Below are 21,232 nucleotides of genomic sequence, written 5' to 3'. Positions count from 1 at the left end.
TGGACAGAAATCATTTAGTAGCTTTACTTATTAGCTCCATTTGTGGGCCAATGACCTATCCAGAAAATGCATAATAATTAAACTAATTTGAATATTCATATCTGCTATCTCGAAAAAAAACAGCACTAATTTAAAAATATCGAGCTCTTTTCATCAAGCATTAACTACGTGAAAAGAGCTCTTCATATCACTACAACTGCCCACCCACACCTTTGAATTTTTCAACAAAAGCGGCAATTTTCTGAAAAACCGTTTGCTTCTGGGTTCGGTACTGTGGGTTCAATGGGCTAAGTTTGGGCAGCGCCTCATTAAGAGCAGTGCCATTTTCAGAGGCGTACTCACGTTTGAGTGATGATGCAATATAACGTTTGGCAGCATCGATATTGAGCTTTTCAGAGGCAATAATGGCATCGGCTTCGCGCTTCTGCTCCGCCTGGGCGAATTTGAAGAAAGCGTCGATAATGCTGGCTTTGTCATTGATCTCATCTAGGTTTGTCTGGTTAATAAAATCAACCACTAAGCTCTCTTTCGCTCTATTACCAAGGCTACCACGAATCATACGGCGGACTTCTTCAATCAAGCCTTCTTTGCTCTTGTTCTTCTTATTGTGATCAAAAATCAGTTCCAGAATGTAATCGAGGTTGATTTCTTGCGATTTAAGTAAATCAATTTCAAAAACCACATCGTCCCAGTCTACCGTTGACTTATCTTTGTCCTGACCTTCTTTATCGCGTCGCAACCAGTCGCGGGTATCGTTGTAGGTAGAGCGATAATCTTGAATAGCGCGCTCGCTTGGCATATCGATGGTTTGCATTGCCTCGATGTCAGCATCGTCCAGATAGTACTTTGATTTGAACTCTTCAACAGCTTGTTCATCACTGGTATCTAAGCTTTGCAGTGCTTTTAGTCCAGCAAACTCATCGTAGTTTTGTAAAATATTTTCTGCTTTTAGGTATTCACCAAACAGCTTGGCAAACTCTTTTTTATCTTGTTCTTTTTCAATATTTTCTGGATTTGGAAAACGTGCTTGCAGCTCTTTTACGATATCAACAAAACCTCGACGCGCTTGGCCAGTAGCAATATCGTTAAAGCCTTCCATGTATTCTTTGTAGCTCTTCTCTAGCACCACGTTTTTGGTGTTTTTGTCACCAAACAAGGTGATGGCATCAATGGTCGCCTGCTCTAAGTCCCGGAAGGTAACAATATTGCCAAAGGTCTTCGTTGCATCATAAATGCGATTAGTGCGAGAAAATGCCTGCATCAAGCCGTGGTAGCGCAAATTCTTATCAACAAACAGGGTATTAAGCGTAGGCGCATCAAAGCCCGTTAAAAACATACCGACCACTATGAGCAGATCTATTTCTTGATTCTTCACTCGCTGGGCAAGGTCACGGTAGTAGTTCTGAAAACCATTACTGTCCACGCCATAGTTAGATTTAAACATGGCGTTGTAATCAGTGATCGCGGCGCTCAAAAACTCTTTTGCGCTGCTGTTCATGGCACTTACTTCAAAACTCTCATCTAAAATATCACCAATGGCGTCCTGCTCTTCATTGGCAGCAAATGAGAAGATAGTTGCAATGCGCAGAGGTTTACTTGTGGGTCCATTTTCGGCCTCGGCCTGCAATGTTTTGAAGGTTTCATAGTAGGCTTTCGCTGCATCAACACTACTGACCGCAAACATGGCGTTAAACCCTTTAGCACCAGAATAGGCTCGATGCGTTTTCTGGTTAAAATGGCTCAGAATATACTGCGAGATTTCACCAATGCGCATTGGATGTAAGAAGGCTTTCTTGTTCTCAGCGGCACTGAGCTTCTTTTCATCCTGCTCAGTCTCAATGCTCTTAAATTGCGGACGAACATCGTTATAGTCCACTTTGAACTTGAGTACTTTTTCATCACGAATGGCATCGGTGATCACATACGTGTGCAACTGCTGACCAAACACGCTACCCGTGGTTTCAGCACCCAAGGCGTTTTCTGGGAAAATGGGCGTACCGGTAAAGCCAAACTGGTAGTACTTTTTGAATTTCTTCTTCAGGTTTTTCTGCGCCTCACCGAACTGGCTTCGATGACACTCATCAAAAATAAAGACAACCTGCTTGTTGTAGATAGCTAAATCGCTTTCGCTTTTGATTAAGTTGTTGAGCTTTTGGATGGTGGTAACAACAATCTTGTTATCGTCTTTATCCAGGTTGCTTTTAAGCCCTGCGGTACTGTCTGAACCGTTCACACTATCAGGTGAGAAGCGCTGATACTCTTTCATCGTCTGATAGTCGAGGTCTTTTCTGTCCACCACAAAAAAGACTTTATCGATACAGTGTAAATCGGTGGCCAAACGTGCCGCTTTAAAGCTGGTGAGTGTTTTGCCTGAACCCGTGGTGTGCCAAATGTAACCCCCACTTTCAGGCTTAGCCCAGTCTTTGGCGTTAAACGCGCTCTTTATCTTCCATAAAATGCGCTCAGTGGCCGCAATCTGGTAGGGGCGCATCACTAGCAAAGTATTGCTGACATCAAATACCGAGTAACGCAAGATCACTTCAAGTAAGGTCTCTTTCTGGAAAAAAGTGGCGGTAAAGTCTTTTAAATCCTTGATCAGCGTATTGTCAGATTTTGCCCAGTTCATCGTAAAGTCGAAGCTGTTTTTGTCGCGCTTGGTGGTATTGGCAAAATAGCGCGTGTCGGTGCCATTAGAGATCACAAATAGCTGCAAGAACTTGTACAACGAGTTCTCTGCATTAAAGCTTTCTTTACTGTAGCGATGTATTTGGTTAAACGCCTCACGGATCGCCACACCCCGCTTTTTCAGTTCGATTTGCACCAAAGGCAAACCATTGACCAAAATCGTCACATCGTAACGGTTGGCATGGCTTCCCGTTTGCTCAAACTGCTTAATGACCTGCACTTTGTTACGAGCAATAGTCTTTTTGTCGAACAGGTAGATGTTTTCTATATGGCCATCATCAAAGACAAAATCGAAAATATAGTCACTGTGCACTTTGCGGGTTTTATCAAGAATATTGTCGCTTGGTGTGTTCAGGTATTGCTCGCAAAAGCGAGCCCACTCGCCATCAGTAAACTGGACCTTATTAAGGGCTTGTAGCTGCTTGCGCACATTCGCCAGCATGGCATCGGGTGTCGTTAGCGCAGGTAAATACTCATAGCCCTGGTTGCTTAGGTCCTGAATCAGCTCACGTTCTAAATCACCTTCACTTTGAAAGCTTTCTGCGACTTGCCAATTTTTGACGTATTTATCTAACACAATAAAGTTATTGGATTCAGCAACCGTTTTATACGTTGTCATTCGTTTACATCCTTTTTTGTTAGCCGTGGTGTTTTCCAAAATGGAACCAGCCACTGCATCGCATTATTCTGTTACTTGCCAATGGCCGGTTTTATCTGAACCTACCCGAGTTAACCTGCCTTCTTTTTGTAGTTTGCTAATGGCGCGACCAATGGTTCTAACGTCTTTATTCAAGGTATCGGCGAGTTGTTGTCGGGTCAGCTCGGGCGTGCTAGTCAGCAATGCTAAAATGGCCTCAGGCGTTTTAAGGCCCGTTACATTGATAAGGGCATTTACAGGGGCGTTTTTACCTTCCTTTAGAAGGGCGTTTACAGAGGCGTTTTGCGCCAGCGTCTGCTGAATAACCGACAACATAAAATGAATAAATGGCGTGCTATCCGCTTGGTTATCCGCCTGCTCAAGGGCGTGATAATAGGCTTGCTGATGGTCTTTAATCACACTTTCTAGCGGCAAAGATAAAAACAACGGATGCCACTTGGATAAAATCAGCGTTTGCCATAACCGCCCCATTCGGCCGTTACCATCGGCAAAGGGGTGAATAAACTCAAATTCGTAATGGAATACACAACTGGCGATCAATGGGTGATCTTTTGTTTGCTTGAGCCATTGGATTAAATCCGCCATTAAACCGGATACCTGATGGGCAGGCGGCGCAACATGGTGCACCACACCACCTTTATGGATACCCACGCCTTTACTGCGAAATTCACCGGCATTTACAAGAATATCTGACAGCATTAAACCGTGAGCCGTGAGTAAATCGGAAATCTCGCTAGGTGTGAATGCAGGCAGTGCATCATAAGCGGCAATCGCGCCTTTTACCTCGGCTAGCTCGCGCACGCTGCCCAGCACCGGCTTACCCTCAACAATGGCGGTGATTTGTTCTTCAGTTAAGCTATTGCCTTCAATGGCCAGCGTGCCAGTAATGGTTTTAATGCGGTTTTGCTTGCGCAATTGCGGCGAGGCATTGAGCTGGCTGGCATTTAACTCGCCGACCTGCTGGCTGATTTGTGCCACCAAGTTCAAAATATCGGTGGTGATGGTAAAAGGTGGTTGGTAGGCCATTAGGCTGCCTCATCAGATTTCGGCCCGCCTGCCGGACTGGCAGGGAAGCTCAACAACAGGTCACGATAATACTCGTATTGTTTTTGACGTAACTCGATCTCGCGAGGGAGACCTTCGGTAATGGAGCTCGTTAGAGTGTCAAATTTGTCGAGAATAGTAACGATTCGTTCTTGTTCCGAAAGAGATTTTTCTCTATTGCTAGCAAATGGAATAGGAACCAAATACTCCATGATTTTTGGCTTATTTCCTCGTGGCATTTTTGCGCCTTTTGCATGTTGCATGTTGTATTCAAAAAACTTGTCATCAGCTAAAACTTGATACAAATATCGTGGATTTATAGCTGTATCAGTCGTCTGAACAACAAGAACATCGCCATTCGTGCCGCCAACTCGATCTGCATGCCATATCTTCTTCAAATAAGGACGTATATTCCCAATTAAGATATCATCAGGATTGTATTGTGTAAGATTTCCACTATCAGGGGTTCGAGTGGAGTCTATTTTACCTGCTCGATTCTGAAGTAAGCTTTCAACACCAACGTAATTGCTGTCATCTAGTTCTGTGTGACTAATACGAGCCTTTGAATACTCGGCCATTTCACTCAAAACCCTCCACTCAACTTCTCCCTCTTCAAAACTTAGCAACTGGTCGCGGTAGTAGTTGTATTGTTTTTTCCGCATGTTAAGCTCGGCGGTCAGCTCGGCGGTCAGCTCGGCGGTCATGGCGGTAAATGTGTCCAGAATACGCACTATTTCAGCTTGTATTGCCAGCGATTTTTCTGGGTTATTTGGGCATGGGATGGGGATTAGTATTTTTGCCATGTCAGTTGCAGAGACATCTATTACTTTTGTCCCTTTTGAAAGCTTTCTCTTCTCACTTGCAAATACATTAGTTTGCGTGAAGTACGCAAAATATTTTCCGATTATGATGTTATTTGGTTTAAATATTGTTGCATGACCACCGGTAACCGCTTGCACCTTGCCTAGATACACTAAAGCCTTACCAACGTCTGCAAAGTTCTCGCTAGTATTAGTAATAACAACATCACCTGTATTTACTTTTTTTAATTTTTTTGCAGTTTCATGAGAAACATAAGATTTTGTTGATTCAGTTGAAAGACCATAAAAAGTATAAATTTGTCCATAGTGAATAGCAGGCACACCTGATTCAGTAAAATCTGTTTTTGGCAATCCATTTCCGCGAACAAGCTCACCTAATCCGCCTAAAGCCTTCCACTCCACCTCAACCCCATCCAACAGCTTTTCCATATAACTTAACTGGCTCATTTTGCTTCCCCCTGCAATTCGCGTTCTATTTGTTCTATACTGGGCAAGTTGCTTTCCAGCACTTCGGGCAGGGCTTGCTGTAATTTGTATTCGGCAATGCCCATGGCTTGGCTTTTATCGCCGAGGGCGTATTCGGCGACCACTTTGTCTTTGCTTTTGCACAACAGCAACCCAATGGTGGCGTTGTCTGGTTCGGTTTTTACTTGCTTATCAATGGCTGTCATGTAAAAGCTCAGTTGGCCTAAATGCTCGGGTTTAAATTTTCCGGTTTTAAGCTCTATCACCACATAACAGCGCAGTTTCAGGTGGTAAAACAACAGGTCGATAAAAAACTCTTCATCTCCTACTTGTATTAATACTTGGCGACCCACAAAAGCAAAGCCTGCGCCTAGCTCTAACAAAAACTGGGTGACATGCTGCACCAAGGCATGTTCAATTTCGCGCTCTTGGGCGGCTTCGGTTAGCCCTAAAAAATCAAAGCGGTAGGGGTCTTTAATCGATTCGCGGGCAAGGTCAGACTGCGGTTTGGGTAAGGTTGCGGCAAAGTTGGTGATGGCCGCCCCTTGGCGCTGGTGTAAACCCGATTCTATTTGCATCACTAACACATTGCGCGACCAGTTGTTTTCTAGCGCTTTTTGGGCGTACCACGTGCGTGAATCGGTATTATCGAGCTTATCTAAGAGCGCCAACTGGTGATACCAAGGCAATTGTGCAAGCAGCGCTTGCACAAATTCCAAATCAGGCCAGGCCTCAGCAAAGGCGCGCATGTATTTCAGGTTGCGCGGTGAAAAACCTTTCATATCGGGGAATGCCGTACGCAAGTCATGTGCCAGCCGTTCAACCACTTTGGCGCCCCAGCCAAGCTGTGCTTGGCGGGTTAAAATGTCTTGGCCAATTTGCCAATATAGCAAGACTAATTCTTGGTTTACTGCCAGTGTGGCGCGTTGCTGGGCACTGTGGATTGTTGTTTTTAGCTCGCTTAACCAATCGCTGTACCCTGCGGGCGCTTGGCTTAATGAAATGGGTTTCTCTGCCATGCTAAACGCCTTCTATTTCATTGACTATGCGGTCAATATCACTGCGAAGTTGGTCGATTTTAGCGACAGTGGTTTTAAGCTCGGCATTTAGCTCAGTAATGTTTGTGACTACGCGGTTATCTTTGGCTTCCACATAACTGCTCACCGACAGGTTGTAGTCGTTGGCGGCAACTACATCCAAATCAACGCATTTGGCAAAGTGCTCGACGTTTTCTTTGCTGGCAAACACCTTGATGATTTGCTCAATATGCTCGTTAGTTAGCGTGTTGTTATTGGTTTCTTTTTTAAACAGGCTACTGGCATCGATAAATTGCGTGGTGGTGTCGGTTTTGTGCTTAGACAGCACCAAAATATTGACAGCAATAGTGGTGCCGAAGAATAGGTTTGGTGCCAATGAAATCACGGTTTCGACATAGTTGTTATCAATAAGGTACTGGCGAATTTTTTGCTCAGCGCCACCACGGTAAAAAATACCCGGAAAGCAAACAATGGCTGCACGGCCTTTGCTTGATAAGTAATTCAGCGCATGCAGCACAAAAGCAAAGTCGGCTTTTGATTTAGGTGCCAGCACACCAGCGGGCGCAAAGCGGTCATCGTTGATTAGGGTTGGGTCGTCGCTACCAATCCATTTCACCGAATAAGGGGGTTAGAGACAATCGCATCAAAGGGTTTGTCATCTAAAAAGTGCGGTTCGGTTAAGGTATCACCCAACTGAATATTAAACTTGTCGTAGTTAATGTTGTGCAAAAACATATTCATACGCGCCAAGTTGTAGGTGGTGTGGTTGAGCTCTTGACCAAAAAAACCATCCTCAATGATATGCGCATCAAAGTGCTTTTTAGCTTGTAACAGCAACGAGCCCGAGCCTGCCGCAGGGTCATAAATTTTATTGACACTGGTTTGGCCGTGCATGGCCAGCTGTGCGATCAATTTTGAAACATGCTGAGGGGTGAAAAATTCGCCACCGGATTTGCCCGCATTGGCGGCATAGTTTGAAATCAGGAACTCGTAGGCATCACCGAATAAGTCAATTTGGTTGTCTTCAAAACGCCCTTCAAAACCGCCTTCAAAATTACCGAAGGTTAAACCTGCCACGCCTTTTAACACGGCTGTCAGGCGTTTGTTTTTTGCCTCTACCGTATTACCCAGACGATTACTGGTGGTATCAAAATCCGCAAACAAGCCTTTGATGTCTTTTTCTGAATCATAGCCATTGGCTGAGTTTTCAATTGCAGCAAAAATAGTAGCTAAATCGGTATTTAAGTTTTCGTTTTTGTGTGCATTGGCAGCAACATTACTAAACAACTGGCTAGGAAGAATAAAATAGCCTTTTGTACGAATGGCATCATCTTTTGCCGCTATGATATTTTCATCACTGTCGTCCATGGCAGCATAATTAACGCTTTCATCACCGCCAGTAATGTAAAGCTCAAAGTTCTCACTGATAAACCGATAGAACAGCGTACCCAATACATATTGCTTAAAATCCCAGCCATCCACTGAGCCTCGCACATCGTTGGCAATCGCCCATATTTGGCGTTGAAGTTCGGCACGTTGTTGTAAACTTGTCATTATTAGAATTCCTGATCGTTCTAAATTGCACTTTATGAGGGCAACCTATTAATTATTAATTTACTTGCTCTAGTTCTACTAAAGCTTGTTCTGCGATATGCCAAGGTAGACGCCTGCCATTGGCTTGCATCTGCTTATAGGCTGCTCGCGCTTGTTCGGTATTGATTTGCTGATGAACCACCAGTTGGCTTACTAGCCAAACTGTGCCTTTAACAATGGCAGCTTCTTTTTCTGCTGCTTTTCTCAGTGCCATATCACCAGTCAGTAAAGGACACTGTTCTTGCTTTGCTAAAGCAAGGGCAAAACAATCGTTTCGGCTCGCTTGGGTATAGGTCCCCGTTAGCTGCATGGCATACATCATTGATTCTGCAGAAACCTCTTTTAGCGCTAACCCTAAATCCAGAAGGTGGGGATGATCTTCTTCAAGTTCTTCAACAAAAAGAATATCTGGCGTTGCAAAGTCATAGGGCAACTGAAACATTGCTTCCAGTAAACCACCTTCTTCCATGTCAATGAGGATATTGGCATCACTAATTAGCAGCTGCTGCACGGCTAGCCTCCTGAGCTAACTGTGCTTGAGTCGACACCTCCAACTTTCGTTCTTTACGAAAGCTAGAAACAGACATGCCAAGTAACTCTGCAGCTTTTGACTCCCCTATGTATTCTTCACCTAAAGCACGATATACCAACTGCTTATGTAGATAAGTCGATTCATGAGGGTATGCTTTTCCTGGCTCCTCCGTTCGCCAGCCATTTTTGCTAAACAGCATAAGTAGGTTTTTCTGAGTCGCAGGCGTAATTATTCCACATTGGCCAGCTCGAAACAGTGCCGCTAGCATGCTAATACCGTATTCGTGCTTTAGCATCAGTAATTCACGTGGTTCAATATGACGGCGCTTTTCACCCAAGTATTCAATAAGTGATTGGGTAGGTAAAAGAAATGCACCAGCAAAGGCATTACAAGCCTTCTCCTCATCAATCCCTTCAGCTAAACGACCATGCACGACTAAGTGCCCAAGTTCATGGGCCAAGGTGAAGCGCTGACGGTCACCACTTTGGGCGGTAGAGATCACCACTACAGGAGTGCTACCAATCTTGCCCGCTAAACCGTCAAACTTCTTATCTGTTTCCACATCCGTGGTAATAATCATCACACCCTTAGCTTCGAGGGTATCGATCATATCGTGAATAGGGTTTAGCCCTAGCTCCCAAGCATGGCGCATCTGAATAGCCAAGTCTTCCGCTTGTTCTAAGCTAAAGATTTGTTCTGGAAGTTCATCAGGTAGAGCAAACTCAGGGATAGGCTTCACTGAGTCGGGATACAACTCTAAAAGCTCTTGCCAACGTTCAGCTTGGTCTAATACGTCACCATTGATTCGGTCTAACACTTTCTTTGGTGTGCTCGCACGCTTGCGGTACTCAACACCCTCTAACTTCACCTTGGTCGGCCGAAAGAAGTACTCGCTGCGCACATCTAGCGCTTTTGCAAGCTTAAGTAGATTTGAAGAAGAGGGCATAGTCGTGCCATGTTCGTACTTTTTAATGGCGTTAGCGGATAGGCCAACTTCGCTGGCTAATGCATTCATTGATAGCCCGGCAGCCTTGCGGGCTCGTTCTAGGCGCTCTGCAAACATGGTATCCTCTCAGCAATGGCTTGGTTTATAAAATTGACAAAACTGTGATTAATATAAACCGAATTGCCTTAATTTGCTATCTAATTTGCAGTCCCGAACTCTCCATTTTGCTCATTATCCAATCTACCACCTGCTCATGCGCATGGCTTTAACACAATAATGTTACAACTCTATATCCTCAGATATATTAAGGGCATCTTCCATCTCTACCCCTAAATAACGAATTGTGTTATCCAACTTGGCGTGACCAAGCAATAGCTGTACGGCTCGGATGTTTTTCGTTCGTGCATAGATCAAGGTTGCCTTTGTTCTTCGCATAGAGTGAGTACCATACAGGTAATAGTCATAACCAAGTTGTGACGCCCAGCGACGAATTATAGTTGCATAGCAGCTATAGCTCATAGGTCTCCCGTTCTTACGAGGGCTAGGGAATATATAACTTGATGACGATAAGCCACTTTGCATTAAATACTGTGTTAATGATTGAGCTGTACGAGAAGTTATTTCAAATTGAACCTCACGTTCCGTTTTACTCTGTTGATAAAGAACTCTATTTTGAATAACACCACCCGATGAAATATCTCGAACTTTCATTCTGAGCAAATCACATGAACGTAATTTACAATCGATGGCGAGGTTGAGCAGAGCCAACTCCATAATATTACCTTCGATTTCGAGCCTGGTACGGATACGCCAGATATCCTCAAGCTTAAAGGGCTTTTTCTGCCCAGTTAAATGACCTTTCTTCGTCCACATACGCTATCTCCTGTATGACTACTGAAATGGCCTTATTAATTTTAGCTGAAGAGCGATAAATTAAAAGTGCATGAATATGCAATTGAAAATTGCAGCAGAAACTGAAGGTAGAGTATTTGGTCTAGCTAATAATGGGGCATAAGTGAGTCAGCGAAGATGTCGCTGACCCAAAAATGGACAAAAACGAGCTAGAGTTAATATTCTAAAGATAATATTGTCGCATTACGATAAGTATGTTTAAGATCGGAAATACCAGCGAAACAGGAATACCTCAATCTATATTCTAATCAAAGTGCTCAACTCTGTATGCCACTATACACGTCGTTATCCTAACGCATATTGGTGGCTAACAAGGTCTTCTAGGGGGCATCTTCATACTATTTTCACCAGTGCATCAAATCCACAAAATCTAAAGCTGTTGATATTAATAGTAAATTACTATATATTTTTTTTGCTGGAGAGGTAGATTTCAACTTCCTATGCCATCGGACATAGGCAATGAACAATGGCATTTTTGCCGATTAGTCTCTCTACGGTTTGATAAAGTTGGCTTACCGGGTAAAAGACAAAACCCTCTCCAGCAACATTCTCTATTTCTTGAAGTGGACCTTCCTTATATGTTTGGCAACCCAGAAGCTCTTCATGAGTGTATTGATACAAATGATCTTGCGAAGTTTTTCGGTATCAATCGAGATGAGATGCTTAGCTACTTATATTCGAAGGATATTAAATATCGAAACTTTGAAATAGATAAAAAGAATGGTAAGAAACGAAAAATTGTTGCTCCAGTAAAAAAATTAAAATTTTTACAATACAAAGTCAAGGCTGCCTTAGAACCCTACTATAAGCCCAAGAAATGTAATCATGGATTTGTTAAAGATCGTGATATTGTGACTAATGCGCAAGCGCATTTAAGAAAGGAATTTGTCCTCAACATCGATTTAGTTGATTACTTCGGCAACATAACTTTTGGTCGAGTGAAAAGATTATTCGAAAGCAATCCTCTTAATCTAAGCCACTCAGTTGCAACCGTACTAGCTCAAATATGTTGTCACAATGGTTGTTTGCCTCAAGGTGCTCCTTCTTCACCTATTGTATCTAATATGGTTACATTCAAACTGGATAATCAACTTCGAGCTTTGGCGATAAAATCTAGCTGTTCATATTCCAGATATGCTGACGATATAACTTTCTCATTCACAAATAGAGAGCGCTCATTGCCAAAAATGATAGCTTTCTATAAGAACGAAAAGCTACAGTTAGGCAGTAGCTTAGAAAAGGTCATAGAAGAAAATGGCTTTTCTATCAATGACGATAAAACCCGTATGCAACACCGAACCCAGCGTCAGTCAGTTACGAATATCACCGTTAATGAGAAAATAAATGTAAATAGAAGATTTATCCGATCAACCTCTGCCATGATTAACGCACTCATTAAGTACGGCCCTGCAGCTGCCGAAAAAGAACATTTTGAGAAATATCTAAAAGGTTATATACCTGCTAGACATCATATGAAGATGGCTAAGTATCCCGGAAAGATGTTTATTCAGAAAGTTAGAGGGCGGCTAAATTTTATCCGAATGGTAAGAGGCAATACATGCGATGTATGGCGTAAGATGATGTACCTATACACTGTGGCAATTGGTGCGCCAAATGAAGACTATAATATGAGCTGGTTAGAATTAGCAGCGGAATCGACTTTGGTTATCCATACCTATACAGATTCAAATATGGCTCAGGGCAGTGGATTTATTGTAGAAGATATTGGCATCATAACCAATGAACATGTTGTTCGAGGTATTACCAGTAAAAATATTAAAGATGGTCTTGAGATGCACAGATGGAACAATGAAACAGCCAAATTTTCATTTGTCGAACTGATTGGTATGGATGAGGACATTGATCTCGCAATCTTTGAACCTTCAATACACTTAGCAACTTTCACCCCATTAAAAATCGAAAATAATCCTGACTATAGTAATGGAACAATTGTCCATACTATCGGCTACCCTAATTATCAAAGCGGAGAAGAGCCTACATATATTACAGCGAAAATTATCGGTAAAACAAAAAGGATGCTCCAGCCAAGAATTAAAATTGATGAGAATATTCGTCATGGGAATAGTGGTGGTGTGGTGATGAATACCGATGGGAAAGTTATAGGAGTTGTTTCAAATGGTAATGCCATAGGGGCAACCTCACAAAATGATAGCTCATTTATTCCGATCCAAACCCTCCTTGAATACCATGAAAAATTAAGGAATCTTGTTGCTCGACCGTTTTTGGACGAAGTAGACTCACTTTAGGACGGCCAGCGGTTTCTCCGATGGCAACCGCATCATTGGCGTCATTTCTATTACAACCAGCATGGCTTTCACCATTCTGGCGGGGATAATCTTGACGGTATGACCGAGCTTTTCGATAGTGCGCACCCAGTAATTAGCACTGTAACAAGCTTCCATCACCACTGACGTTGGTTCGCATTGCCTAAGGGTATTGAGCAATGCCGAACGGTTGATTTTACGATTAAAAGCAATGGTATTGTCATGATTGAAGGCCGCCACTTGGAAGACAGTTTTTGCCAAATCAATGCTGATAAGTTTATAGTTCATATCGGTCACCTCGAGTCAGATTTTGTGCACCTAAATCATGGCACATTGCGATGGCGAGACCGAGGTAACCATCTCAGCAGGCATAACTTATGAACTATCCAAAAACCTTTCACATTAGATTTTTATAGCCAAAGCTATATTCGGCAACTTGCCTCTTGAGCTGCGAAACACGTTTTGGGGCAAAAGCGCGTTAGTCCAAAGCCTGCGTAAAATGACAGTGTTCGGCGCGTGAATCAGACTAGGCAAGTCTGTTTCACTGTAACGATTTTTGAAATCCCTCATGGGCAGGTCATACTTTTTGGTATTCATTACTTTATGTATCTCAAACTATCAGACTAAACAAGAGCAAGCCTTCGAACAGTGACACGTTTTGGGGCAACAATTTGCCAGTAATAAACCCGTTTCCTTTAGATGATAAAGTAGCCCTAGGTTGTAGGGCCATTTAATATTAGCAATCTGTACTTTCTGAAAGTAAGAGAGCATCTTCTAATTCAACACCAAGATATCTTATCGTATTATCTACCTTTGTATGACCTAGTAAAAGTTGAACTGCTCGAATATTCTTTGTTTTGGCATAGACAAGAGTCACCTTGGTTCGCCTCATAGAGTGGGTTCCATATAGGTTCGGATCTAATCCCAGATCGGATGCCCATTTCCTAACAATGTATCTATAGTATGAGTAGCTAATCGACTGTTGCTTTAATCTAGGACTGGGGAAAACAAAATCGCTTGCGCTTAACGATGCAAGCAAAATCCATTTAATCAGACTTTGTTGGGTTCTTGACGTGATTTCAAACTGAACTTCAATGTCAGTCTTATGTTGGATATGCTTAACTCGATTAAATATCCGGTCTTGAGAAGAAATATCGCATACTTTCAAAGGTAATAAGTCGCTCGCCCTAAGTTTGCTATCAATTGCCAAATTGAGCAGTGCTAACTGCATCAAGTTGCTCTCAATCTCAAGTCTGGTACGAATTCGCCAAATTTCTTCAAGACGAAAAGGCTTTTTGACACCACTTCGTTGCCCACGGTTTAATATGACCATGATGACCTCCTTTTTGGTTGCTTGGTCATCACGATTATAGTTAGTGGAATTAGGACAGAAATGAGTCAGGCCGCCCACTAATTTAGTGATAAATGAGTTAGCCAAACTTACCCATTAACGCAAGTTTTGATTGACGGATAACCTCTATGTTGCAGAGAAAATTAGCTAATTCACGACATAGTTATCATTAAGTGTATATCCACAGTTAAAGTATTTTCACTTCAATAGGGATACAAAAGTACTCTATTGACCTGTTGAATATAAAAAATTAAAATAATGATTATAACCTTAGGGGAGTAGTCTCTCAGTACCGTCTGAGATAGCAGTCAACATATCCCGAACAGCAGTTCGTGGCGGTTATGTCCTATTTGGATTGACAAGACTTAAGGCAAATGCGGCTCTCGGGGTGGAGAGCCACGTTTGCCTGTGTCCAAACCACCCCAAGGATATAAATATTTTGTCTGATTTTTATTTTTGTACATTCTTGTATTCAGTGAGTGTACATGGATTTAATTAATGCTGTAATACTAGGGATTATACAAGGTATTACAGAATTCCTACCGATTTCAAGTTCTGCTCACCTTATTCTCGCTCCTCTGGTTGCTGGCTGGAAGGACCAAGGGGTGGCATTCGACCTAGCTGTCCATATAGGCACCTTGCTTGCTGTTTTACTCTACTTTAAAAATGATGTAACAAACCTAATTTACGATGGTTTGTGTTCATTTCAACATCGTCAATTCGTTGGTCAAGGGAAAATCCTGCTGTTGTTAATCATTGCGACAGTGCCGGCGGCTTTGGTTGGTTTGTTGTTAATGGATCTCATTGACGAGCAGTTACGATCCGTTGAAGTCGTCTTTTTCACCACATTGGGGTTTGGTTTGTTATTAGGCTGGGCTGATTGGCGGCCTAACCAGCAATGCGACTTATCTTCATTGCGCTTAAAAGACGCTTTACTCATCGGTATCGCACAAGCATTTGCTCTTATTCCTGGCACCTCTCGTTCAGGTGCAACCATCACCGCAAGCTTGCTGCTAGGTTTAAGCAGAGAAGCCGCTTCGCGCTTTTCATTTTTACTTGCCATTCCCATTACAGCATTGGCCGCGAGCGCAAAAATATTGGAAGTGGCATCAAGTGACATACATATCGATTTGCTTGCTTTTTTGGTAGGCGGATTAACTTCTTTCGTCATGGCTTTGACTGCTATCCACTTTTTCTTAAAGTGGCTGGATCGATTTGGTATGTGGCCTTATGTGATTTATAGAATCGTCTTGGCTGCATTAATTTATTTCATTTTTTTAACTTAAGGTAACGTTATGACACTTGCTATATTGGCTATATTAGGTGGTTTTATTTTATTAGTGTGGAGCGCTGATCGCTTTGTTGAAGGCGCTGCGGTAACCGCTAAGCATGCTGGAATGCCCTCGCTGCTTATTGGTATGGTGATCGTTGGTTTTGGTACGTCTGCACCTGAAATGGTGGTTTCCGCCATGGCGGCAATAGATGGTAATCCTGATTTAGCGCTGGGGAATGCCTTAGGCTCGAATATTGTTAATACTGGCTTAATTCTTGGCGTAACAGCCGTTATTACACCGATTATGGTGCAGTCTAAAATTGTCCGAAAAGAAATCCCCTTGTTGTTGTTAATAGGCTTACTGTTGGGCTATTTTCTCTTGGATGGCGCATTGACGCGTGTTGAAGCGGTGCTGCTATTGGTTGGGTTCTTTACTTTGATTGGTTGGAGTATTTTTTCTGCCATTAAAAGTAAAGGTGACAAATTAGAAACGGAGATGGATCAGGAATTAGTTGATCATGCTATGCCGCTCAAAAAAGCCATTTTTTGGTTAGTGCTGGGTCTTGTGCTGTTAATCGTAAGTTCGCGTGTTTTGGTATGGGGAGCTGTAAACATTGCACATGCATTTGGTGTAAGTGACTTGATTATTGGACTCACCATCGTCGCATTGGGTACTTCACTCCCAGAGCTTGCCGCTTCGGTTATAGCCGTTAGAAAAGGCGAGCACGATATTGCGATAGGCAACGTTGTTGGTTCGAACATGTTTAACTTACTTGCTGTTGTTGGTATTGCGGGTGTTATTTCGCCAATGTCCAGCTTACCTGAACAAGTACTATCACGCGACTGGTTAGTGATGATGAGCATGACGGTAGCCTTATTGATTATTGCTTATGGTTTTCGTCGAGCGGGCCGTATTAACCGATATGAAGGTGTTGGTTTATTAATCGCGTTTTGTGCCTACAATGTCTGGTTGGTGTCATCAGTAATTGCTTAGCTTTACTCCTTTTTAAGTACGCCTTAACATTTAGCTTTATTTAACAAAAAACAGGAATAAATGATATGAAAGAATCACTCATGCAGTTTTGGTCTGATCACTCACAAACAATTATAACACTCGGGTATAATTTGTTATTGGCAGTTGCCATACTGATCGCTAGCTCATTAATAGCCAAAACGGTTCGTAAAGCAATCGCGAATACGAGAACCAGGCTTGATAAAACATTAATCCCGTTATTTTCAACAATAGCCAGTTACGCGGTTTATGTCATTGGTGGTGTATTTATTCTGGATATTTTTGGCGTCAATACAGCGAGCTTAATCGCGCTGGTTGGTGCTGCGGGCTTAGCGATTGGACTGGCTCTGAAAGACACGTTAAGCAATATCGCCGCAGGTATTATGTTACTAATAGTACGCCCATTTCGCGCCGACGATTTTATTGAGTTTGGTGGAACGCAAGGTACCGTTAGAGAAATAAATTTATTTACAACCATTCTTGAAACCACTGATGGATTATATATTGCCTCACCTAATAGCATGCTATGGGGTAATAATATTAAAAACTTCACTCGTAATGGTAAACGACGTATGGATATTATTGTGGGTATTTCATATTCAGACTCTATTAATGAAGGGTTTGCTGTATTAAAGAAAATTGCTGAGAGTGAATCAAGATTGTTAGCTGAACCTGCGCCTCAAGTGATGGTTGCATCAATGATCGATAGTGCAGTGAACATTCAGCTAAGAGTATGGGCAAAAAATGAAGATTACTGGTCAGCGTACTGGGATTTAAATAAGCGAGTGAAAGAAGCAATAGAAGTCGCAGGGCTAACCATCCCATTCCCTCAGCGAACATTGCATATTGTCGGTGAACAAAACGCCCAAGCAATACAGAAAAATGCACGAAAAGATTAATTACTTTCCTTTTATTTACCCTAACAATGGGTTTAGTTGCAGTTCTGTCGCCGAACCTAATCACTGACATGACCGCATATAAAATAAACCCATAGTCTGACAAATCGAAACATATAAAAAATAGATATTTATGGGAGAATGATATTTTTTTACGAAAAACAAAATGGCTTGTGTTCTATCTAACAAACTTTTGGATAAAACCTTGTTAGATAATTCACTCTTATTAGTCAGATTCGGATTAGCTATTCTAATAATAATGTTTCGTTTGGTTGCAAACTAACCAACACTCGATATCACAAGTCGGAATTGGCATAACGGGGTCATGAATCAATTCTCTAGAGATCTGATTCATCTTAAGGGAAAAAATCGCCCCAGAACAGCTGCAAACGGGGCGATAGGGCGGGTTTTAGCGGATGGCGTGAATCAGACTGGTGTAGAGTGATTCACTCACTACTTCGAGTACTCACTTATACCCCCTTTGTTCCTTACCCACGACTAATTAATCAAGAAGCTATACTTATAACTTCAACGATTCACCATCTTCAGGAATTAATACTTGTTTTTCAATGCCTTCTTCTTGCACGAACTCCCTGAGCTCTTTACGAGTCAATGCTGCGTGATTGACCGTATCCATGTGTACAGCAACAATTTTAGCTTGAGGTGCATGCTTAATCGTTCGAAGTGTGTCCTGTTCACCCATGATAATAGAACCTTCAAGGCCGTCTAAACGAGCATCACCCGTGTTAAGAACAACTACTTCAGGCTTAAATTCATTTAGAACATTTTCCACTTCATTACGCCAAATGGTATCACCAACAAAATATACAGTACTGTAATTATCTGCTTGTAACACCACCCCCATAGCTTCTCCTAACAATTTAGCTAACTCTGGGATTGCATACATTTCATCCGTGCCATGCTGCCCACCTGTTTTGGTTAAACGAATACCATTGAACTGAGTTTTAATGCCTAACACACGCACATCTTTAAAGCCTTGAGCGCGAATAGTATTTGCATCCTCTTCATTTTGAACAAATAAAGGCATCGTTTTAGGAATTACACTTTGTGCTGTATCATCCCAATGATCAAGATGTGTGTGAGTGACAATAACAGCGTCTACATTGTCAATTACAGCTTTAGCTGACATGGGTAAATCGATCATTGGTATACGTATTTCACTACGATAAGTACCGGCAAAACCAGGATAGGTATCTTTCTTTGCCAGCATAGGATCGATTAAAAATGTTGTGTCACCATAAGCGAGTTTAGATGTTGCATTTCGAATATGCTGAAACTGAACCTGCTGTGGTTCTGAATGCAGCGTTGGAGCCGATTCAGCTAATGCATTGGTGCTATTTATGATGGTTGCAAGCCCTAAGGTAAATAGGATGGTGATAGCTTTGTTTTTCATAATGTATCTCTTTGGCGGTTGATTAATATGAGACATTATCTTCGGTATTTACGAGAGGGAATATTGACCCAAGAGACAAATATCGAAACAATTGGGCCAAATAATGATATGACGATTCACTTGGGAGCGCTTTGCACATGCAAGTACCAACTGTCGCTTTGATTCTCTACCCTCATTTCAGCGTGTTTCATGTCGCTGTGCCTCAAGCCGTTTTTTCGATGCAGCCAGATGGCAAACCCATTTTTGACTTAAAGATCGTGTCAATTGATGGTAAGCCACAACACTCTGACAATTGTATGACAGTTCAGCCTGATGGTGGATTAGAACTCGTTGAGTTGGCAGATATAGTCGTCATTCCAGGGTGGCATGACCTAGAAAGTCCGCCTGCTTCCAATATTTCTGAAGTATTGGTTAGAGCTCATGAAAGAGGATCTACGGTCGTGGGGCTTTGCTATGGTGCTTACGCATTAGCCTACTCAGGGCTATTAGATGAAAAAGAAGCGGCAACTCATTGGATGGCAGAGGACGATTTTACTGTTCGTTTTCCAAATATAAAGCTAAATACGAACGCACTTTATGTTGAAAGCGACCGTGTAGTCACTTCCGCAGGTACTGCAGCCGCTTTAGACTGTTGCTTGTATATTGTGAGGTCTTTTTATGGGACAAAAACAGCGAATAAAGTTGCGCGCATCTTAGTTGTACCGCCACACAGAGAAGGCGGCCAGGCACAATTTATTGCACAACCCATCCCAAAATCAACTCAAGATGCAGAGGTCAATCGGTTACTGGATTATTTACGTGAAAACCTCGACAAACAATATTCCATCGCTGATTTAGCAGACCAATTATTTATGAGTCGCCGTACCTTTACTCGGCATTTCAACAACGCTACCGGTATGTCATTTGGAAAATGGCTTGTGAATGCTCGTCTGCAACGTAGCCTTGAGCTTCTTGAAAGTACACGACTTCCTGTAGAAAAAGTGTCTGAAATGGTTGGTTTTCAGACTGCAACGTCATTTAGGCAACATTTTAATCAACGTTTTCAAGTTAGCCCAAGTGCTTGGCGTAAAACGTTTGCGGGAAACTAACGATGTTAGAGCTATGTTGGAAGCAACTCTAAAATAAACTATAAACGCCGATTTTACTGAGTGTTCGATTTTTACAAGTACACTATAGAGAGCCCTTTAGCCAAAAGCTAACGTGAAATGATGGTGTTCAGCCCGTGAACCAGACTAGGCAAGTCTGATTCACCGTAACGATTTTTGAAACCCCTCATAGTCAGGTAATACTTTTGGGTATTCATTACTTTATATATCTCAAACTATCAGATTAAGCAAGAGCTAGCCTTCGAGCTGTGACACGTTTTGGGGCATAAATGAGCTAGCCGCCCATCTAAATGCCTACAAACCAAGTGATTTACAACGAAAGCGCAAAAGTAGAAGGTACAACTGAGTTTCAAAGCATCGAAGTTGTAGTGCCTGCAGGCAGAGGCGTCGAATATAAGTTTGAAATGCAGCAATACGAGAAAATGACCTATGAATGGCTAACTGATGGAGACGCATTGTTCTTCGATCTACACGGCGAACCAGAAGGAGATACAACTGGATATTACGAGAGTTATGTTATTGCCACGTCTGATGAGATGAAAGGGAGTTTTACCGCCCCCTTTGCAGGATCTCATGGCTGGTATTGGAAAAATAAGTCTACCACCCCTGTAACCATTAAATTACTGGTTAAAGGTCAATATAAAGTGATTGGTTTAAAATCATAAGGACAAGTAAATGAGATATTTAATTTTAATTTTAGTGATCTGTAGCGCTCTTGTCAGTAGTGATTCATTTGCACATGTAGATAGAATGAAAAGTATGGATCATTCAAGACATAGTCATATGAACGATGAAAAGGTCAAGGGTATTACAATAACAACAATACAGAAATTGACATTTAAAGACTTAGGATATGAAGTGGGCAAATTGCCTTCATCGTGGGAAAGCATAAGCACTGCCGATGTGAACATTGTAAGCACCCATGGGGGAAGCTATGTAGTGAGTGCGACTAATTCACAAACAAAAAAGACAATATTTTTTAAAATTGAAGACGATGGCGAGGTTGTTGCTATATCAGAGAGTAATGGCTTTAAATAAGCGGTAAGTAATGTAATAGTGATCGCCAAACGACTACTTCTAATTGAAGTAGTCGCAACCATTGTTCTTACTAAGTCAGGATAAGAACAAGGCGTCTAAAGGCGGCACTATCTACTTAGAAGCCTGTTGGTCATAATGGCAATTGATAACACCATCATCCTAAT

The 21,232-nt window shown here is 42.1% G+C and carries 15 protein-coding genes and 3 pseudogenes; 7 read left to right on the top strand and 11 right to left on the bottom strand.

Features of this window, described 5'->3' with window-relative positions; all coding sequences use genetic code 11:
- Nucleotides 1-190: 190 nt before the first annotated feature.
- The 8 genes and pseudogenes from ACRWQL_RS00305 to ACRWQL_RS00270 form a co-directional block, all read right to left on the bottom strand.
- Nucleotides 191-3,304, bottom strand: coding sequence for an HsdR family type I site-specific deoxyribonuclease (locus tag ACRWQL_RS00305; protein WP_434949757.1), 3,114 nt, complete (start codon nucleotides 3,302-3,304; stop codon nucleotides 191-193).
- Nucleotides 3,305-3,367: 63 nt separating this feature from the next.
- Nucleotides 3,368-4,369, bottom strand: coding sequence for a Fic family protein (locus tag ACRWQL_RS00300; protein WP_434949755.1), 1,002 nt, complete (start codon nucleotides 4,367-4,369; stop codon nucleotides 3,368-3,370).
- Nucleotides 4,369-5,655, bottom strand: a complete 1,287-nt coding sequence (locus ACRWQL_RS00295; protein WP_434949753.1) for a restriction endonuclease subunit S — start codon at nucleotides 5,653-5,655, stop codon at nucleotides 4,369-4,371. The genes ACRWQL_RS00300 and ACRWQL_RS00295 overlap by 1 nt, the downstream gene beginning before the upstream one ends.
- The gene (locus ACRWQL_RS00290; RefSeq protein ID WP_434949751.1) at nucleotides 5,652-6,692 is read right to left on the bottom strand and encodes a PDDEXK nuclease domain-containing protein; all 1,041 of its coding nucleotides are present in this window, start codon (nucleotides 6,690-6,692) and stop codon (nucleotides 5,652-5,654) included. The genes ACRWQL_RS00295 and ACRWQL_RS00290 overlap by 4 nt, the downstream gene beginning before the upstream one ends.
- Nucleotide 6,693: 1 nt before the next feature.
- Nucleotides 6,694-8,264 (bottom strand): annotated as a pseudogene (locus ACRWQL_RS00285) (type I restriction-modification system subunit M).
- A gap of 55 nt (nucleotides 8,265-8,319) precedes the next feature.
- Complete coding sequence (locus ACRWQL_RS00280) at nucleotides 8,320-8,814, bottom strand: PIN domain-containing protein (protein WP_011637413.1); 495 nt, start codon at nucleotides 8,812-8,814, stop codon at nucleotides 8,320-8,322.
- Nucleotides 8,795-9,898, bottom strand: a complete 1,104-nt coding sequence (locus tag ACRWQL_RS00275; protein WP_011637412.1) for a helix-turn-helix domain-containing protein — start codon at nucleotides 9,896-9,898, stop codon at nucleotides 8,795-8,797. The genes ACRWQL_RS00280 and ACRWQL_RS00275 overlap by 20 nt, the downstream gene beginning before the upstream one ends.
- A gap of 162 nt (nucleotides 9,899-10,060) precedes the next feature.
- Complete coding sequence (locus ACRWQL_RS00270; RefSeq protein ID WP_011637411.1) at nucleotides 10,061-10,654, bottom strand: tyrosine-type recombinase/integrase; 594 nt, start codon at nucleotides 10,652-10,654, stop codon at nucleotides 10,061-10,063.
- A gap of 479 nt (nucleotides 10,655-11,133) precedes the next feature.
- Here ACRWQL_RS00270 and ACRWQL_RS00265 point away from each other — a divergent pair, with 479 nt between their 5' ends.
- Complete coding sequence (locus ACRWQL_RS00265) at nucleotides 11,134-12,960, top strand: reverse transcriptase domain-containing protein (protein WP_124017873.1); 1,827 nt, start codon at nucleotides 11,134-11,136, stop codon at nucleotides 12,958-12,960.
- Here ACRWQL_RS00265 and ACRWQL_RS00260 read toward each other — a convergent pair.
- Both ACRWQL_RS00260 and ACRWQL_RS00255 read right to left on the bottom strand, forming a co-directional pair.
- Nucleotides 12,917-13,266: pseudogene (locus tag ACRWQL_RS00260) on the bottom strand (IS110 family transposase); the annotation flags it as partial. The gene ACRWQL_RS00265 and the pseudogene ACRWQL_RS00260 sit on opposite strands and share 44 nt — an antisense overlap.
- Before the next feature lie 448 nt (nucleotides 13,267-13,714).
- The gene (locus tag ACRWQL_RS00255) at nucleotides 13,715-14,311 is read right to left on the bottom strand and encodes a tyrosine-type recombinase/integrase (RefSeq protein WP_124017006.1); all 597 of its coding nucleotides are present in this window, start codon (nucleotides 14,309-14,311) and stop codon (nucleotides 13,715-13,717) included.
- Between the two features lie 503 nt (nucleotides 14,312-14,814).
- On the opposite strand from ACRWQL_RS00255, the gene ACRWQL_RS00250 reads away from it, so the two are divergent.
- The 3 genes from ACRWQL_RS00250 to ACRWQL_RS00240 all read left to right on the top strand — a co-directional run bounded on the left by ACRWQL_RS00250 (nucleotide 14,815) and on the right by ACRWQL_RS00240 (nucleotide 17,513).
- Nucleotides 14,815-15,615, top strand: a complete 801-nt coding sequence (locus ACRWQL_RS00250; protein WP_124017005.1) for an undecaprenyl-diphosphate phosphatase — start codon at nucleotides 14,815-14,817, stop codon at nucleotides 15,613-15,615.
- A gap of 9 nt (nucleotides 15,616-15,624) precedes the next feature.
- Nucleotides 15,625-16,596 (top strand): calcium/sodium antiporter, encoded by a 972-nt coding sequence (locus tag ACRWQL_RS00245; RefSeq protein ID WP_124017004.1) that lies wholly within the window; start codon nucleotides 15,625-15,627, stop codon nucleotides 16,594-16,596.
- Between the two features lie 65 nt (nucleotides 16,597-16,661).
- Entirely contained in the window at nucleotides 16,662-17,513 is an 852-nt protein-coding gene (locus tag ACRWQL_RS00240) for a mechanosensitive ion channel family protein (protein WP_124017003.1), read from the top strand.
- Nucleotides 17,514-18,030: 517 nt separating this feature from the next.
- Here ACRWQL_RS00240 and ACRWQL_RS00235 read toward each other — a convergent pair.
- Nucleotides 18,031-18,924 (bottom strand): MBL fold metallo-hydrolase, encoded by an 894-nt coding sequence (locus ACRWQL_RS00235; protein WP_226410166.1) that lies wholly within the window; start codon nucleotides 18,922-18,924, stop codon nucleotides 18,031-18,033.
- 137 nt (nucleotides 18,925-19,061) lie between these two features.
- Here ACRWQL_RS00235 and ACRWQL_RS00230 point away from each other — a divergent pair, with 137 nt between their 5' ends.
- From ACRWQL_RS00230 to ACRWQL_RS00220, 3 genes and pseudogenes are all read left to right on the top strand, one after another.
- Nucleotides 19,062-20,012, top strand: coding sequence for a GlxA family transcriptional regulator (locus ACRWQL_RS00230; protein WP_182745094.1), 951 nt, complete (start codon nucleotides 19,062-19,064; stop codon nucleotides 20,010-20,012).
- A 353-nt stretch (nucleotides 20,013-20,365) separates the two neighbouring features.
- A pseudogene (locus ACRWQL_RS00225) lies at nucleotides 20,366-20,695 on the top strand (hypothetical protein); the annotation flags it as partial.
- Nucleotides 20,696-20,705: 10 nt separating this feature from the next.
- Nucleotides 20,706-21,068: a DUF6488 family protein gene (locus tag ACRWQL_RS00220; protein ID WP_160056812.1), complete on the top strand. Its 363-nt coding sequence runs from the start codon at nucleotides 20,706-20,708 to the stop codon at nucleotides 21,066-21,068.
- The last annotated feature ends 164 nt before the right edge of the window (nucleotides 21,069-21,232 follow it).

The organism is Shewanella sp. HL-SH4, assembly GCF_051164845.1.
Taxonomy (GTDB): Bacteria; Pseudomonadota; Gammaproteobacteria; order Enterobacterales; family Shewanellaceae; genus Shewanella; species Shewanella glacialimarina.
Note: the sequence above shows the minus strand (reverse complement) of the source record. Positions and strands in the feature narration are given on the sequence as shown.

What these genes read in the sequence shown, in the direction of transcription:
- ACRWQL_RS00305 (WP_434949757.1), bottom strand. Translation starts at nt 3,304, where the DNA reads ATGACAACGTATAAAACGGTTGCTGAATCCAATAACTTTATTGTGTTA.
- ACRWQL_RS00300 (WP_434949755.1), bottom strand. Translation starts at nt 4,369, where the DNA reads ATGGCCTACCAACCACCTTTTACCATCACCACCGATATTTTGAACTTG.
- ACRWQL_RS00295 (WP_434949753.1), bottom strand. Translation starts at nt 5,655, where the DNA reads ATGAGCCAGTTAAGTTATATGGAAAAGCTGTTGGATGGGGTTGAGGTG.
- ACRWQL_RS00290 (WP_434949751.1), bottom strand. Translation starts at nt 6,692, where the DNA reads ATGGCAGAGAAACCCATTTCATTAAGCCAAGCGCCCGCAGGGTACAGC.
- ACRWQL_RS00275 (WP_011637412.1), bottom strand. Translation starts at nt 9,898, where the DNA reads ATGTTTGCAGAGCGCCTAGAACGAGCCCGCAAGGCTGCCGGGCTATCA.
- ACRWQL_RS00270 (WP_011637411.1), bottom strand. Translation starts at nt 10,654, where the DNA reads ATGTGGACGAAGAAAGGTCATTTAACTGGGCAGAAAAAGCCCTTTAAG.
- ACRWQL_RS00265 (WP_124017873.1), top strand. Translation starts at nt 11,134, where the DNA reads ATGCCATCGGACATAGGCAATGAACAATGGCATTTTTGCCGATTAGTC.
- ACRWQL_RS00255 (WP_124017006.1), bottom strand. Translation starts at nt 14,311, where the DNA reads ATGGTCATATTAAACCGTGGGCAACGAAGTGGTGTCAAAAAGCCTTTT.
- ACRWQL_RS00250 (WP_124017005.1), top strand. Translation starts at nt 14,815, where the DNA reads ATGGATTTAATTAATGCTGTAATACTAGGGATTATACAAGGTATTACA.
- ACRWQL_RS00245 (WP_124017004.1), top strand. Translation starts at nt 15,625, where the DNA reads ATGACACTTGCTATATTGGCTATATTAGGTGGTTTTATTTTATTAGTG.
- ACRWQL_RS00240 (WP_124017003.1), top strand. Translation starts at nt 16,662, where the DNA reads ATGAAAGAATCACTCATGCAGTTTTGGTCTGATCACTCACAAACAATT.
- ACRWQL_RS00235 (WP_226410166.1), bottom strand. Translation starts at nt 18,924, where the DNA reads ATGAAAAACAAAGCTATCACCATCCTATTTACCTTAGGGCTTGCAACC.
- ACRWQL_RS00230 (WP_182745094.1), top strand. Translation starts at nt 19,062, where the DNA reads ATGCAAGTACCAACTGTCGCTTTGATTCTCTACCCTCATTTCAGCGTG.
- ACRWQL_RS00220 (WP_160056812.1), top strand. Translation starts at nt 20,706, where the DNA reads ATGAGATATTTAATTTTAATTTTAGTGATCTGTAGCGCTCTTGTCAGT.